At 55.0% G+C, this 14,878-nt stretch carries 12 protein-coding genes and 1 pseudogene; 7 read left to right on the top strand and 6 right to left on the bottom strand.

Annotated features, from left to right (window positions below; translation table 11 throughout):
• Positions 1–62 precede the first annotated feature (62 nt).
• Both rpoH and AC2D8U_RS19265 read left to right on the top strand, forming a co-directional pair.
• Entirely contained in the window at positions 63–923 is an 861-nt protein-coding gene (rpoH, locus tag AC2D8U_RS19270; protein WP_484620708.1) for an RNA polymerase sigma factor RpoH, read from the top strand.
• A 78-nt stretch (positions 924–1,001) separates the two neighbouring features.
• The gene (locus tag AC2D8U_RS19265) at positions 1,002–1,259 is read left to right on the top strand and encodes a YkgJ family cysteine cluster protein (protein ID WP_484620707.1); all 258 of its coding nucleotides are present in this window, start codon (positions 1,002–1,004) and stop codon (positions 1,257–1,259) included.
• Here the strand turns inward: AC2D8U_RS19265 and AC2D8U_RS19260 are convergent.
• From AC2D8U_RS19260 to gpmM, 5 genes are read right to left on the bottom strand one after another with little or no spacing between them, the layout of a single operon-like run.
• A complete protein-coding gene (locus AC2D8U_RS19260) occupies positions 1,216–1,887 on the bottom strand; it encodes a divergent polysaccharide deacetylase family protein (protein WP_484620706.1) in 672 nt (223 codons plus the stop codon). The two genes, AC2D8U_RS19265 and AC2D8U_RS19260, sit on opposite strands and share 44 nt — an antisense overlap.
• Positions 1,888–1,939: 52 nt before the next feature.
• Positions 1,940–2,815, bottom strand: coding sequence for a divergent polysaccharide deacetylase family protein (locus AC2D8U_RS19255; protein WP_484620705.1), 876 nt, complete (start codon positions 2,813–2,815; stop codon positions 1,940–1,942).
• Positions 2,772–3,968: a S41 family peptidase gene (locus AC2D8U_RS19250; protein WP_484620704.1), complete on the bottom strand. Its 1,197-nt coding sequence runs from the start codon at positions 3,966–3,968 to the stop codon at positions 2,772–2,774. Before AC2D8U_RS19250 ends, AC2D8U_RS19255 begins: the two co-directional genes overlap by 44 nt.
• A gap of 36 nt (positions 3,969–4,004) precedes the next feature.
• Entirely contained in the window at positions 4,005–5,147 is a 1,143-nt protein-coding gene (locus AC2D8U_RS19245; RefSeq protein WP_484620703.1) for a murein hydrolase activator EnvC family protein, read from the bottom strand.
• 4 nt (positions 5,148–5,151) lie between these two features.
• A complete protein-coding gene (gpmM, locus tag AC2D8U_RS19240) occupies positions 5,152–6,687 on the bottom strand; it encodes a 2,3-bisphosphoglycerate-independent phosphoglycerate mutase (protein WP_484620702.1) in 1,536 nt (511 codons plus the stop codon).
• A 349-nt stretch (positions 6,688–7,036) separates the two neighbouring features.
• Between gpmM and AC2D8U_RS19235 the strand changes: the two genes are divergently transcribed.
• The 4 genes from AC2D8U_RS19235 (at position 7,037) to AC2D8U_RS19220 (ending at position 10,401) form a co-directional block, all read left to right on the top strand.
• Positions 7,037–7,474 carry a rhodanese-like domain-containing protein gene (locus tag AC2D8U_RS19235; RefSeq protein ID WP_484620701.1) on the top strand — a complete coding sequence of 146 codons (438 nt, stop codon included), beginning with the start codon at positions 7,037–7,039 and terminating at the stop codon, positions 7,472–7,474.
• Between the two features lie 132 nt (positions 7,475–7,606).
• The gene (gene secB, locus AC2D8U_RS19230; RefSeq protein WP_484620700.1) at positions 7,607–8,101 is read left to right on the top strand and encodes a protein-export chaperone SecB; all 495 of its coding nucleotides are present in this window, start codon (positions 7,607–7,609) and stop codon (positions 8,099–8,101) included.
• A gap of 18 nt (positions 8,102–8,119) precedes the next feature.
• On the top strand, positions 8,120–9,124 hold the full coding sequence (gene gpsA, locus AC2D8U_RS19225) for an NAD(P)H-dependent glycerol-3-phosphate dehydrogenase (protein ID WP_484620699.1): 1,005 nt from the start codon (positions 8,120–8,122) through the stop codon (positions 9,122–9,124).
• Between the two features lie 95 nt (positions 9,125–9,219).
• Entirely contained in the window at positions 9,220–10,401 is a 1,182-nt protein-coding gene (locus AC2D8U_RS19220; protein WP_484620698.1) for a BaiN/RdsA family NAD(P)/FAD-dependent oxidoreductase, read from the top strand.
• 752 nt (positions 10,402–11,153) lie between these two features.
• On the opposite strand, the gene AC2D8U_RS19215 is transcribed toward AC2D8U_RS19220, so the two are convergent.
• Positions 11,154–13,667 (bottom strand): FG-GAP repeat domain-containing protein, encoded by a 2,514-nt coding sequence (locus tag AC2D8U_RS19215; protein ID WP_484620697.1) that lies wholly within the window; start codon positions 13,665–13,667, stop codon positions 11,154–11,156.
• Positions 13,668–14,572: 905 nt separating this feature from the next.
• On the opposite strand from AC2D8U_RS19215, the pseudogene AC2D8U_RS19210 reads away from it, so the two are divergent.
• Positions 14,573–14,785: pseudogene (locus tag AC2D8U_RS19210) on the top strand (NAD(P)/FAD-dependent oxidoreductase); the annotation flags it as partial.
• Positions 14,786–14,878 lie beyond the last annotated feature (93 nt).

The following is a 14,878-nucleotide window of genomic DNA, read 5'->3' as shown; positions in this document are numbered from 1 at the left end:
GCGGTGATCCCGCCCAGACAGTCGTGCTAGACTGCACGACTGGATAACAGTAGAGGTAAAGCATGAGCAGCGACGCCAGTAATACCATGGCTTTGATGGTGGTGCCCCAAGGGCATGGCAGTCTGGAGAGTTATATCCAGGGTGTTAACGCGATCCCCATGCTTTCCCTGGAAGAAGAGCAGTATCTGGCCCGCCAGGTGACTGCAGGAGACATTGATTCGGCTAAACAGTTGATCATGTCCCACTTGCGTTTCGTTGTGCACATTGCCCGCAGTTATTCCGGTTATGGCCTGCCTCAGGCCGATCTGATCCAGGAGGGAAATATCGGCCTGATGAAGGCCGTGAAACGTTTCGATCCGAATGTTGGAGTGCGCCTCGTTTCCTTTGCGGTCCACTGGATCAAGGCTGAGATCCACGAATATGTGCTGAAAAACTGGCGCATTGTTAAGGTCGCCACCACCAAGGCGCAGCGTAAATTGTTCTTCAACCTGCGTAAGGCCAAGAAGCGCCTTGGCTGGTTCAGCGCCGAAGAGGTCAGCACGGTTGCCAGTGAGCTGGGAGTCAGTGAGAAAGAGGTGATGGAGATGGAGGCTCGCCTGGCTGCCCAGGATGCGGCATTTGATCTGGGTCCTGAGCAGGATGAGGACGAAGGTTATGCTCCTGCCCTGTACCTGGAGGACAACAGCTCCAATCATGCTGAGGTGATCGAAGAGGCGGATTGGGAGTTGCAGGCGCAGAACCGCCTGCATGCGGCCCTCAATACCCTGGATGAGCGCAGCCGGGATATCCTCCATGCTCGTTGGCTGGAGGAACCCAAGGCCACGTTGCAGGAGCTGGCGGATCGATACCAGGTATCGGCGGAGCGGATCCGGCAGTTGGAGAAGAATGCCATCAAGAAGCTAAAGGTTTCGATGGATGGTTGAGGGGCGGCCCTCAAGCCAAAGGACGGGCCCCATTAGGGCCCGTTTTGTTTTTTTACTGTTTTTTCCAAGGAGCACGCTATGCAGTGCCGTTTAGGTTGTGGCGCCTGTTGCATTGCGCCTTCCATCACCTCCGCCATTCCTGGCATGCCTCAGGGCAAGCCTGCCGGTGTGCGCTGCATCCAGCTGGATGAAAACAATTTATGTCGGATCTTTGGTCTGCCCGGGCGCCCGGCGGTGTGCAGTGACTTCAAGCCTGATGAGGTGATCTGCGGGAGCACGGATGCCGAGGCGATCAGGGTGCTGAACGAACTGGAAGCGGCAACCCTGAGGGGGTAAGCAGCGCCGATACCCGGACCAACTCTATGGGCAGTTTGGTAAGGGCGTCGGGCAGGAAGCGCAGGATCTCCCGTGTCGGGTGGGCCACCACCAACACTTGACCGTATTGCTCGGCGTGCTCAAGTGCATTACGCCACTGGATGATCAGGGGAGCGGCCTCCGGGGAAGCATCAAGGATAATGTCCCGCTTGATGGCCGGTAATCCCATTGCCTGGGCTTGTGCATAGGCCTGGCTGTTTTCCACCACCAGGTTGTCGACAAAGTACTGGTCATAGTTGAGCAGTTCCGCCATCAGCCACGCCATCACCTTAGGATCAGGCACTACGGCACTGCCCATATGGGTATTGGCCCCAAGGGTATGGGGGATCTGATCGAAGGCTTTCTTGATCCGAAACTGGACCTGGCGTTGATCTTGGTCTGGGCCTATGGCCCAGGCACCAACGGACTCACCTGAGGCGCAGACCATGGGCAGGTGCAGCAGGGTTTCACGTCCTTCTCGCCAGGCTCTCAGGGCCAGCTCCCGGCCTCTTGGGGTGTGGGGTAGGAAGGAGAGGGTAACATCGCTTGGCAGCGTCAGGAGCCGGTGGTCCTGATTTTGTGCGCCGACATCATCAATGATCAGCGCCATTCGGGCGGGGTGCCCCCTGCCAGATCTCGAGTCGGAGGTGTGGGTCATGGAGCTACTCTGTAAAGGGTTCGTTCGCTGACTGTCTGCCTCTGAGCATAGGCATTGCCGCCGGATTGATCATCCTTCCAACCTCATCGGGTGACTGTACCCCTCTATTGGCCGGTTTTAGCAAGCTGGAGAGGCGGACCAACTGGATCCCCTGCTTGGTCAATTGAGGCAGTTGTTGTTGCAGGAAGCTTAGGGTATCCGGATAGGGATGACCGATCACTATGACCTCACCTTGGCTCTTTGCCTGCTTAAGGGCCTGTTGCCACTGTTGCGTCAGTACATCTTTGCCCGGCATGTAATCGAGAAAGATATCCCTTTTCAAGGCGGGCAGCCCATGGGCGATGGCCTGGGAATAGGCCTGGCTGTCAGGATGGGTCAGGCTGTCGAGGTAGTACTGCTGCTGAGCCATCAACTCCATCATGACCCAGGCCATGATTTTGGCGTTTGGAGTGACAGCGCTGCCCATATGGTTATTGACGCCCAGGGTAAAGGGAATATCGGCGAAGGCTTTTTTTACCCGGTAACGTACCTGCCATTGATCTTGTCCAGGAGCGATAGCCCAGGGGCCGGGAGACTTATCGCCGGTAGTGGCCATGGGAAGGTGCAGCAAGGTTTCCCGCCCCTCTCGCCAAGCCCTTACGGCCAATTCACGCCCCCAGGGGGTGTGGGGAAGGAAAGATAAGGTGGTCTCTTTGGGCAGGGAAAATACCGCAAGGTTGTCCCGCCGGGCGCCCAGATCGTCGATGATCAGCGCAAGTTTTGGGGAGGTGACCGCCTGAGCCAGGCCGGGGCAGAGGCACAGCCAGAGCGCGATGATGAAGCCAAAGCCATGACGCTCAAGGCTGGAGCAGAGCGTACGCAGCATACAGCTGTTGATCATCCGTCCAACTCGTTAGTTCCTTTATATTGTTCACTATATCTTCCAGAGACTCGGCGTCCAGTGGGATATGCAGATCGGGCTGGACCCCCTTCTGATCGATAAAGTTACCGTCTGGCGTGGCGTAACGTGCCGTGGTCAGCTTTACTGCTCCACCTTGGTTCATCAGGGGGATCAGGCTTTGCACCGTGCCTTTGCCGTATGAGGTTTCTCCCACCAGAGTGGCCCGTCCGTGGTCCTGCAGGGCGCCAGCCAGGATCTCGGCAGCGGAGGCACTGCCCTGATTGATCAGTACCACCACAGGCAGGCTGCCAAACAGGCTGTAACCTGTGGCGCGGTAGTCACTGTTGGCGTCGAAGAAACGCCCATGAGTGGTGACGATGGTGCCGGTTTCCAGGAACATGTCGGCGATCTGGACGGCGGCATCCAACAGTCCCCCTGGGTTGTTGCGCAGATCTAACACCAGGCCCTTGAGGGGCGCCTGCTGCAATTGGTGAGCGGCATTGCGGACCTCGAAAGCGGTTCGTTGGTTGAAGCTGGAGATCTTGAGGTAACCGATATCTCCGGGGAGGCGGGCACTTTCACTGGAGGCCACCTCTATCTCTGAGGGGGAGAGATAGAATTGCAGCGGTTGTGGCAACTCGTCCCTGCTCAACAACAGCTTCAGCCGGCGATCCTCCATGCTGGCCTGCTTGATGTAGGCGATAAGAGGATCCAGATCATTGGCATCAGCAGTCAGGTTGTCGACTTGCAGCAATATGTCGCCAGGCAGGACGCCGGCCGCCTCGGCGGAAGAGCCTCCCAGAGGGGTTACCACGCGGATCTGTTTATTGTCCACCGCAACCTCCAGGCCATAGCCATAGTAGTGACCCCGATTGTTGTCGCGCAGCAGTGCCAAAGTGGCGGGGCTTAAGTAGGTGGAGTGAGGATCGAGCACCTCCAGCATGCCCTTGAGGGCGCCCTCGAGCAGGGCCTGGTTGTCGACATCATCGACATAGTAATCCTTCACCAGCTCCTGAATGGAGTGGATCAGTAGTTGGGTGTGCTGCTGTGCGGATCCGGGCGTCGGCGCTGTCGCATCCTTGTGAAGATCCGACTCTGCAGAGGCGACAGAAAAGCAGAGAAGGATGCCGACCAGCAAGGGAATAAGGCGCATAGGCGCTCCCTACTGATCAGGCGAGGTGGGTGTGTTTTAGGATCCGCTTTTACGCAGGTATGGCAGTGGATCGACAGCCCGGCCTCGATGGCGTATTTCGAAGTATAGACCGGGTTGGCTGAGGCCACCGGATCCTCCGCTCAAGGCAAGAACGTCCCCCGTTTTGATCTGATCGCCGACCTGTTTGAGCAGTGCCTGGGCATGCCCATAGAGGCTGAGGTACTCTTCACCGTGATCCACAACCACGACCAGGCCATAGCCGCGTAACCAGTCGGCAAAAACCACCTGACCGTCGCTGATGGCATTGATCTCACGTCCGCTGGGGGCAGAGAGCAGCCAGCCATTCCAGGTTAACTGCCCCTGACGAGGGCTGCCGAAGGCTTGGCTGATCCTGGCTTTGATGGGCCAGGGCAGTTTTCCCTTGTGATCGGCCAGGCCCTGATGTTGCTGGCTTTGTGCCAGGACGGTCAGGGCCTGTTCAATGGCCGCTTCCAGTACATCCCGGTTTTCCTGCAGTTGGGCCAGGGTGCCGCGATCCTTTTGGAGTCGCTGCTCCAGTGCGGCCAGGGCGTGCTGGCGCTCCTCCTGGCGCTGATGGAGCCGGCGCTGGTCCGCTTCTTGCTGTTGCAGCAGGTCAGCCTGACGATCGCGCACCTGCTGTTGCTTCTGCGCGATGGCGGCCAGTTCAGCCCGGGTCTGCTCAAGCTGTTCGATGGCATCGATCCGGGCCTGATTGAGATACTGGTAGTACACCATCATCCGCTCCAAGATCGCGGGATCCTCATTGCCAAGCAGGAGTGCGGTATGGTCCTGATTGCCACTCATCCAGGCGGTGCGCAGCTGGGTCGCAAGGTGATCTTGCTGGGTTTGCTGCTGTATCTGCAGGGCATCGGCTTCGGCGGTAAGAGAAACCAGTTGAGCCTCAGCCTGTTGCAGGGCCTGACGACTTCGACGGATTGCACCGGCTGCATCGGATACGGCCTTTTCAGCCTGACGCAGGGCTTTGAACTGTTTGTCTTTTTCCACCTGGGCCTGGGCGAGCCGGCTTTGCTGGCTACGGATCTTATCCGCCAGTTGCTCCAGCTTGGCCTGTTGGCGTGCAACGCCCTCCTCGGACGCCGAAGCGACGAGAGAGGGCAGTAGCAGACAGGGCAACAGGGCCCAGACAGAAAGACGCACCGTCTTAGCCCTTGAAGGTGATCAGCGGCTGGCCGGTCATTTCGGCCGGGATCGCGATCCCCATCAGGTCCAGCATGGTTGGGGCGATGTCGGACAGGGCGCCACCTTCACGGATGCTGCCCTCACGGCCAACATAGATGAGGGGCACCGGCTCGCTGGTGTGGGCGGTGTGGGCCTGACCCGTGCTGGCGTCTTCCATCTGCTCGGCGTTGCCGTGATCGGCGGTAATGAGGCACTCGCCACCCACCTTCTCCAGCGCGGCTACGACGCGACCGATGCAGGCGTCGACGGCCTCACAGGCTTTGACAGCGGCATCGAAGTCACCGGTGTGCCCCACCATGTCACCATTGGGGTAGTTACAGATGATGGCATCATGTTCACCGGCTTCGATGGCCGTGATCAGCTTCTCGGTCAGCTCTTCGGAGCTCATGGCCGGGGCCAGATCATAGGTGGCAACCTTGGGAGAGTTCACCAGGACGCGATCTTCGCCGTCGAATGGTTGTTCAACGCCACCATTGAAGAAGAAGGTGACGTGGGCGTACTTCTCGGTCTCGGAGATCCGCAGCTGCTTTTTGCCCGCCTTGGCCAGGGTTTCCCCCAGGGTGTTGACCAGATCATTGGGCGGAAAGGCGCAGGCGGTATCGATGTCGGCAGCGTACTGGGTCAGCATCACGGTGGAGACCAGCTTTGGCTGAGCCTGGCGGGCGAAGCCGTCGAAGTTAGCGTCGACAAAGGCACGGGTCAGCTGGCGGGCACGGTCGGCGCGGAAGTTCATGAAGATCAGTGCGTCGCCGTCGTTCATGGTCACGGGATCGCCGATCACGGTCGGGGCAACAAACTCATCGTTCTCGTCACGACCATAGGCCGCTTCCAGACCCGCCACTCCACTGGTGGCTTGCTGCTCGCCCTGACCCAGGGTCAGCAGGTTGTAGGCCTTTTCCACACGATCCCAGCGTTGATCCCGGTCCATGGCGTAGTAACGGCCAATCACAGAGGCGATTTTACCGCAGCCCAGTTCATTGAAGAGGGCATCAAATTTCGCCAAGGAGGATTCGGCGCTGCGTGGCGGCGTATCACGACCATCCAGGAAGGCGTGCAGGAATACCTGCTTGGCACCTCGTGCGGCGGCCAGGCGTACCATGGCTTCGATGTGCGCCTCGTGGCTGTGAACGCCACCGGCAGAGAGCAGGCCCATGATATGAACTGCACCACCATTGGCCTTGGCACCGTCAACCGCTGCCACCAGGGCTGGATTGTGGTTGAATTCGCCGTCATCGATAGACTTGCCGATCCGGGTCAGTTCCTGATAAACCACGCGGCCGGCACCGATATTGATGTGACCCACTTCGGAGTTGCCCATCTGGTTGCCAGGCAGGCCGACCGCCATACCGGAAGCGGCAAGCAGGCCGCTGGTGGATTCGGCAAACAGGCGATCCATGTTTGGGGTGTTAGCCGTGGTGATGGCGTTATCTGTGGTGGCTTCGCGAGAGCCCCATCCATCCAGGATGATGAGGGCGAGCGGTTTCTTTGCGACGGTCATGATGATTCCTTGAACAGTTCGCTGGCAGGGTACCAAGAGTTTTAGGGATACAAAACTGAAAGTTTACAACATGCTCAAACAAGCAGGCCAGTCTTTGACCAAGGAGTTGTGGAGTGATACCAACCCTTACCGATACCGCTTGGGAATGCGGGCGCCCTAACTATAAGGCGATCACCTTGCCAACGGAAAAAGCGATTGGCTCCAAGCGCCCGAGAAAATCTGCACTGGAAAATCCCCCAGAGTCGGGCAATTGTCTATATGACCAGCTATGACACTGCAACCTGGGATAAGTCCGGGTATACTGCCTGACCTAATTTGTATCCATTGGAACTATTTTACAGGCATATCCATGAATGAGTTTATCGACTTTGTGATCCGCAACCCTATGTGGCCTGCTGCGTGGGCCGTGCTGGCCGTGCTGTTTGTTGTCTCCCTTGTACAGAGTAAGCTCAGCAAGGTGACGACGGTGGATCATCAAGGGGCCACTTTGCTGATCAACCGGCAAGATGCCAAGGTGCTGGATGTGCGCAGTGGTGATGAGTTTAAGAAGGGTCACATTGTCGACGCCTTGAACCTACCGCTGTCTCAAATCAAAAATAATCAGCTTTCCACGGTTGAAAAGCATAAGAACAGCCCCATCATTGTGGTGTGTAATGCCGGGATCAGTTCCAGCCAAGCGGCCAATACTTTGGTGAAAGCCGGGTTTGAACAAGTGTTCAATCTCAAAGGCGGCATGACTGACTGGAACGCTGCCAACATGCCGGTAGTGCGTGGAAAGAAACGCTGAGTTGTCTCAGCACCTAATGGGTTAATCGCGACCGGTGTCTGGCACCGGCGCAGCAGTTTTGGCACCCCTGGGTGACCGGATCGGCGAAGGGATGCCCGAGACTCCAAACCGAATTAATAGGTAATAAATATAATGACTGAAGCAGCAAACACCGCCGCCGAGCAGCAAACCGCACCGGCTTTCCAGATCCAACGCGTTTACACCAAGGACATCTCCTTCGAAACGCCGAACTCCCCGGCCATCTTCCAGAAAGAGTGGAAGCCCGAAGTGAAGCTGGACCTGGACACTCGCTCCAACAAGCTGGCGGATGATACCTATGAAGTGGTGATCTCCATCACTGTAACCACCAAAGTTGGTGAAGACGTTGCCTTCCTGTGCGAAGTACAACAGGCCGGTATCTTTACCATCGCCAACCTGCCAGATGCCCAACTGGCTCACGCCCTGGGTGCCGGCTGCCCTAACATCCTGTTCCCATACGCCCGTGAAGCCGTGGCCAGCCTGGTGAACCGGGGTACCTTCCCGCCGCTGAACCTGGCGCCGGTTAATTTTGATGCGCTGTTTGCTCAGTACCTGCAAAAGCGTCAGCAGGATGCTGCTGCCGCGGCCGGTGAGCAGGCTGACGCCTGATCTTCAGGAGCTTTTCAGTTGACTGAACAAGCCGATATTACGGTATTGGGGGCGGGGTCTTACGGCACCGCCCTTGCCATATCTCTGGCCCGCAATGGCCACAAAACCATCCTGTGGGGACACAACTCGGCACATCTGGCCACGCTGCAGCGCGATCGCAGCAACGAGGCCTACCTGCCCGGCAGTGCGTTTCCCGATCCTTTGGTCATTGAGCCGGACCTGGCCAAGGCACTGGCGGCTTCGCGCAATGTTCTGGTGGTGGTACCCAGCCATGTGTTTGCTGACGTACTGCGTCAGGCCAAACCGTTGCTGCGTGACGATGCCCGCCTGGTCTGGGCGACCAAGGGGCTGGAGCCTAAAACCGGTCGCCTGCTGCAGGATGTTGCACGGGAGATCCTGGGTGAGGCCATTCCTCTGGCTATCCTGTCCGGTCCGACTTTTGCCAAAGAGATGGCGGCGGGTCTGCCGACGGCCATCTCCCTGGCTTCGACCGACAGCGAGTTTGCTGATGATATGGCCAAGCTGCTGCACTGTGGTAGCTGGATGCGGGTTTACGTTAACCCGGACTTTATCGGCATGCAGTTGGGCGGTGCGGTGAAAAACGTGATTGCCATTGCGGCGGGCATGTCCGACGGTATCGGCTTTGGTGCCAACGCCCGCACAGCCTTGATCACCCGTGGTCTGGTGGAGATGTGCCGTCTGGGTTGCTCCCTGGGGGCAGACAAGTCCACCTTTATGGGGATGGCTGGGCTGGGCGATCTGGTGCTGACCTGTACCGATAACCAGTCGCGTAACCGTCGTTTTGGTCTGGCCTTGGGTCAGGGCAAGGAGGTGGAGCAGGCGATGACCGAGATCGGTCAGGTGGTTGAGGGGTATCGTAACGCCGAAGAGGTGTATCAACTGGCCAAGCGCCAGGGGGTGGAGATGCCGATCACCGATCAGCTCTATCGGGTGCTGTATCAGGGATTGCCGGTTCAAGAGGCTGCCCGGGCCTTGCTGGGCCGGGAGATGAAGCAAGAGTAAGTTGCTGGGAAGCTGCTTTAATAGATCAAAAGGGGTGCATAGGCACCCCTTTGTTGTTGGCTTAAGCCATAAAAGGCGGGGTTTGAGAGAGAGCAATGCAATTTGATGTGGTAGTGATCGGCGCCGGAGCGGCGGGATTGATGTGTGCTGCGACGGCGGCGGCACGGGGGCGTCAGGTGTTGGTGCTGGACCATGCCAAGCAGGCCGGCAAGAAGATCCTGATTAGTGGTGGGGGGCGGTGCAACTTCACCAATATGGAAGTTGAACCCGGTAATTACCTGTGTGGTAACCCGCACTTTGTGAAATCCGCGTTGGCACAATACTCTCACTGGGATTTTATCTCCATGGTGGCTCGGCACGGGATCCCCTACCACGAGCGGGATCATGGCCAGCTGTTTTGTGATGATTCGGCCAAGGCGATTGTCCAGATGCTGCTCAATGAGTGTGACCGGCATGGCGTTCAGATCCGCCTGCGTAGCCAGATCGAAGCGGTCAGCCGTAATCAGGCCGGTTTCTCCCTGGCCACCTCCATCGGCCGGATCCAGGCTCAATCCCTGGTGGTCGCGACCGGCGGCCTGTCCATGCCGAAACTGGGGGCGACGCCTCTGGGGTATCAGATCGCGGAGCAGTTTGAGCTGAGCCTGGTGCCGACCCGGGCTGGATTGGTGCCCCTGACCCTGCAGCCACAGGACAAAGAGCATTTCGAACCCCTGTCCGGGATCAGCCTGACCGCCACGGTGCAGTCGCGCCAGGGGCCGGCGTTCACGGAACAGCTGCTGCTGACCCACAGGGGGGTATCCGGCCCTGCGGTGCTGCAGGCCTCCAACTACCGTGGCGAAGGGGAGTCCGTCACCGTGGATTGGCTGCCCTCCGAGGACGCGGCCGAGGTACTGGAAGCCGCCAAAGTCGACACGCCCAAGCGCCAGCTTTTGACCGTGTTGAGTGAGCTGTTGCCCAGCCGTCTGGCGGAGGCCCTGATGGCCCGCCAGGGCTGGGCCAACGAGCAGATGGCCCAGTTGAACAAGACAACTCTGGCGGAGATCGCACAGACCCTGAATGCCTTTGAGCTCAAGCCTGCGGGTGACGAAGGCTACCGCACTGCGGAGGTGACTCTGGGGGGCGTGGATACGGATCAGATCAGCTCCAAGACCATGGAGTGTAAAACCGTGCCGGGCCTGTTCTTTGCCGGTGAGGTGTTGGATGTGACCGGTTGGTTGGGAGGCTACAACTTCCAGTGGGCCTGGAGCTCAGGTTATGTGGCAGGGCAGAACGCCTGAGTGTTTAGGCACAATAAAGTCTGCACACTAAGAGATATTTCGTTTTATCGATGATGATGGATTGGCAATGCCCTGGTAGTTATTCATCATCACAATGATGAAATAAGCCGAGATCCTATATAAGGATCTCGGCTCTAAAAGCTAACTTACATTTAGACAAAGCAACTCATACGACACATTATCATGCGATTTAGGCTTAGCCTACAATTAAGTGGATATCACTTTGATAACCTTTCATCAAGGCATAATCGCAAAGAACTTCCTGTGGCTAACAGTGATAGCAGATTAAAGCTCTATAAACCTCATTGAGCGGTATTCTGTTTGTTTTTCTCAGGCATGCTAGTAACGAATGCCATCAGTACAACAATCGCAAAAGTCGGGCTCAACAAAGCTGCCTTTAATTTTTCATCAATCCACGGCATAGTTTCTACTAACACCACGGTGTTAAATCAGAAAAGTAAGCTGAATCGAATCTATGTTCTAATTTACAATAGCTTAAAAAGAAAAGTTAAAAGAGTCCCAGTCGGTATAAAATGGTCCGGTATACATTAGGAGTTCCAGGCACCAACCTAAGCTATCATTTTCTCTAGGTGATATTTAGCCTTTGGCGGCAGAAACAAATAAGTATGGCAGGAGTGAAGATTGGCGGTGAGCCAGTTGTCAGATAAAGTATGGATACGAGATAGCCGGATCTGATGGTCAGATCCGGCTTTTAATATTCAAGATCCAGTCACTATCTTGTATTGCTCTTATCAGTTTAGCACTTCATTAAAGTGAAGCTTTAGTGTTTGGCCAGAGTGATGTTCTAATATATCAGCTCTGCCATTACCAGTTACATCATGTAAATGGTATTCTGATCCAATATATTCACTTGTGCTGTCGAACTGGCCGTGTTTAATGACCTGCCCACTATTGTTGAGTCGATAGTAGTGATAATTAGAGTCAAACGAGGCTTTTGCTATAATTTCAAGCTGCCCATTCCCATTAATATCCCCTATGCTTAAACTATCCGGTTCGCCGACACTTGATAGTTGCGGCAGCTCATGTTCGGAGAAGGTCCCATCTCCATTTTCAATGAGAATCCGGTTTGAGTAACCTTTGGGTGTAAATACGTTAAGGACAATCTCATTACGACCGTTGCCAGTCAAATCACCAATCGACTTATTTGACAATCTCTCTGACTGATAGACACTGCCAGCATAGTCAAAGACGCCATTCTCCTTTCCATAATACACAAGGAGGTCCGCATAGCAGGTGAATACCAAGTCATAGTGCCCATTGCCATTAATGTCAGCGACTTTCAGATCTCTAGTATTGCAGTCATGGTCAGCAAGGCTTGAGTCGGCTTCGGAATTAAACTTGCCTGTGCCATCATTGAAATACAGCTCAATCGTGTGTTTGCCGCCATTTCCATAGTGAGGACTGCGAGCTGTGATGATATCTAAGTGACCACTGTTGTCGATATCTTTTAGAGCAATCGCATGTATCCGCTCAGTGCTCGGGATGCTTTCAAGGTTTTGGGACAGTTCAAAGTTGGCATTGCCATCATTGGTGTAGACCGTAATGGGTCGGCCTTCCGAACCGGCGCCAGCCATAACCAGATCCAAATAGCCGTTACCCGTTAAGTCGCCAGAGGCAGCAACGCTATCCATCCAACCATGGTGTCCCGATTCAATCCAGTCAGATTGACTAAAGTACCCATTACCATTATTCAGATAGATATGACTGATTCCACCAATCACCCTTGATGGCATGAAGAGGTCCAGATGGCCATTATTGTTGAGATCGGCCAGCTTGATCCCCGCGTCATTGGTGAGGATGGCTTGCTCTGAGTCTACGAAATGAAAGGGCTCATCCAGTTCATCAAGCTCAAGCTGAACGGACTTATTAAGGATCTCCAGCGGCGCTAGGCTAAACTCGGAGCTGTGGCTGGCGCTGGTCATCTTGACCTTCAGGTTGTAGTTGCCTGCGGCCTGGTGGGTTTTCAATGAGCCGGTTTGGTAGTGATCACCGGTGATACCAATCAGCTTATCGTTAAGATAAACCTCAGCGCCTACGGCGGGCAGGCTGTCTTCGTCCATCACATTAAGCATCAGGGTGCCGAGAATGCGGCCACTGATGATACTGGTGCGGGCCAATTCGAGCTTACAGCCCAAAACCTGCTGGGTTTCAGTGTTAATGCTGGTGTTACAGCTGGCAAAAGGCGCATCATCAAACCAGTTTGCGGCCTGGTCCTGCTCATAGAAGCCAAGAAACACCATAAGCTCCTCTTCACCATAAGTGGCAAAGTTCTCCGAAGCTTGATAGATGCCATTGATGTCCAATACATCCAGAACTTTTTCCTGCAATGGGTGCTCGCCAGCGGCCATGCGGATCATCAGAGCAAGGTTTTCTTCACCTCCCACTTCATCAACGATGATTTGAGGGACAGTAAAGGCGAACTCACCGTTTTGGGTGATCCGATCGATGTCAAAGTCCACATCGCTTTGGAGCGGGGTAATATCGACCTGTACATTCTCACCATTACCCAGATTGATGGTGGTGTTGCCCTCGTTGTTACCAACGAGAAGAGCACCTTCATACAAGTTGAGTTCCAGCTGATGAGCACCCGCTTCGACATTGAGTGTGACTTCGGTGACGCCAAGGTCTTTGTTGATGTCAAAAATAAGCTCATCGCCTTGGTTGAGTGACAAACCAAATTTGGGCTCGTCAAACTCCACCAGATCGGAAGAGGGGTACTCAAAGCGCAGGGTCGATAAGTAGCCGACGTCTTCAATATCAGTAATGGTGTCACCCAAGTTAGGCTGGAGCTCCAACTCAAGGGTGAACTCTTCGCCAGCGATGACTTCCTGGGCCAGAGCTTGGGCGACGTATTGCACATCGTTTCGGGCCAGGATCAGCACAAAATCATAAAGGCCTGGTGCCAAGGTTAGGGAGCCGTGCGAGTCGACACTGCCATCGGCGCGGAGGGTGACAGACCAATTGTGGCTTTGGTGCGCTCCGGTGTTCACGTTGGTCACGTTCATCTCACCGGTAAAGCGTTGATCCTGAAGTACTTCCACGGCGGAAGAAACATCATTCGCTGCCGCGTCAGCCGGGGAGATCTCACTCTCAATACGCACTTTATGAGAGTCTGGCGCGGATATTCGCTGGGAATAGACGGAAGTGAATACCGGGGCGATAGTGGGGGTAGCCGATTCGACAGGGGGGGACTTACTATCGTCACTGCAGGCTGACAGGGCAAAAGCCAAGCCGACAATAGACATCAATGTCCTATATTTCATTTGTTACAATCCATTATTGATGTTGATAAATAAATGTGAACTACTGCGAGCCAGCCGAGTGGATGTCGAGCGCTTTAACTTGGCTTAATCAAACCTCGCTTGAACAATGGGCTGGCTAAACTCATTCATCAGGGGTTGCAATGAGAGCAGCATCAGTATCAATACGACATTACTACGCCTTTAATTAATTATTGGTGTTGATTTAAGTGTAAAGAAGTATTGGCCATGGAAATATGTTGGGGGCTTAACTTGAAGGTTGTATTTATTTCTATTATTTGTTGGGTAATACTTAAGGGAATATAAGTTTTGCACGATTAAAATAAATGGGGTTCAAATCTGTTGTTTGTTGTTTGTTGTTCGAATTGATTAGCAACCAATATAAGGCCTGACAAACATCGTATATTGTTATTGATAGGCGGCACTCAACCGGTGTATCTCCAACTCGATTTTCTACAAGGGACATGTGATGGGAAGGCCAGCGGCGTTACGGTCTGTCGGTGGCGGGATAAGGGCAGTAAAGGCAATTCACCCCAAGGTATGCCAAAGCTCTTCTTCCAAATGGCAGCAAAGGACACTCCACACTGAATTGAACATGCATTACACCTATTCGGTGATGCCGTTAACTTCATAGGTGGCGATAACTCACTAAATAGTCAGGCATAGCCCAGTCTCAAATTGCCCGTTGGCGCAACCTGGTTTTGCCAGGAAGGTCGACAAGATAATAAGGATAATGGCTTGTCCCGTAACTGGCTGCTGGTGGGAGGGCGGTGTATCTGGGAAGTTGCATTGGCATAACCCTGATGGCCCGCCAGGGCTGGGTCAATGAGCAGATGGCCCAGTTGAACAAGACAACTCTGGCGGAGATCGCACAGACCCTGAATGCCTTTGAGCTCAAGCCTGCGGGTGACGAAGGCTACCGCACTGCGGAGGTGACTCTGGGGGGCGTGGATACGGATCAGATCAGCTCTAAGACCATGGAGTGTAAAACCGTGCCGGGCCTGTTCTTTGCCGGTGAGGTGTTGGATGTGACCGGTTGGTTGGGGGGCTACAACTTCCAGTGGGCCTGGAGCAGTGGTCATGTGGCGGGGTTAAACGCCTGAGTAGCGGCGGCGGTAATCGAAGCATCAATGAGCCTGCGCTTTCGTCCTGACGGTCCTTGTCAGGACGCAGCGTATGGTTATGCTAAGGAGATT

The organism is Ferrimonas sp. YIN67 (assembly GCF_057219095.1).
The sequence above is the reverse complement of the archived record's forward strand: the minus strand, read 5'-3'. Positions and strand labels throughout refer to the sequence as shown.

Bases quoted from the DNA above. Each gene is read 5' to 3' on its own strand.
- rpoH (WP_484620708.1), top strand. From the start codon at position 63: ATGAGCAGCGACGCCAGTAATACCATGGCTTTGATGGTGGTGCCCCAA.
- AC2D8U_RS19265 (WP_484620707.1), top strand. From the start codon at position 1,002: ATGCAGTGCCGTTTAGGTTGTGGCGCCTGTTGCATTGCGCCTTCCATC.
- AC2D8U_RS19260 (WP_484620706.1), bottom strand. From the start codon at position 1,887: ATGGCGCTGATCATTGATGATGTCGGCGCACAAAATCAGGACCACCGG.
- AC2D8U_RS19255 (WP_484620705.1), bottom strand. From the start codon at position 2,815: ATGATCAACAGCTGTATGCTGCGTACGCTCTGCTCCAGCCTTGAGCGT.
- AC2D8U_RS19250 (WP_484620704.1), bottom strand. From the start codon at position 3,968: ATGCGCCTTATTCCCTTGCTGGTCGGCATCCTTCTCTGCTTTTCTGTC.
- gpmM (WP_484620702.1), bottom strand. From the start codon at position 6,687: ATGACCGTCGCAAAGAAACCGCTCGCCCTCATCATCCTGGATGGATGG.
- AC2D8U_RS19235 (WP_484620701.1), top strand. From the start codon at position 7,037: ATGAATGAGTTTATCGACTTTGTGATCCGCAACCCTATGTGGCCTGCT.
- secB (WP_484620700.1), top strand. From the start codon at position 7,607: ATGACTGAAGCAGCAAACACCGCCGCCGAGCAGCAAACCGCACCGGCT.
- AC2D8U_RS19220 (WP_484620698.1), top strand. From the start codon at position 9,220: ATGCAATTTGATGTGGTAGTGATCGGCGCCGGAGCGGCGGGATTGATG.
- AC2D8U_RS19215 (WP_484620697.1), bottom strand. From the start codon at position 13,667: ATGTCTATTGTCGGCTTGGCTTTTGCCCTGTCAGCCTGCAGTGACGAT.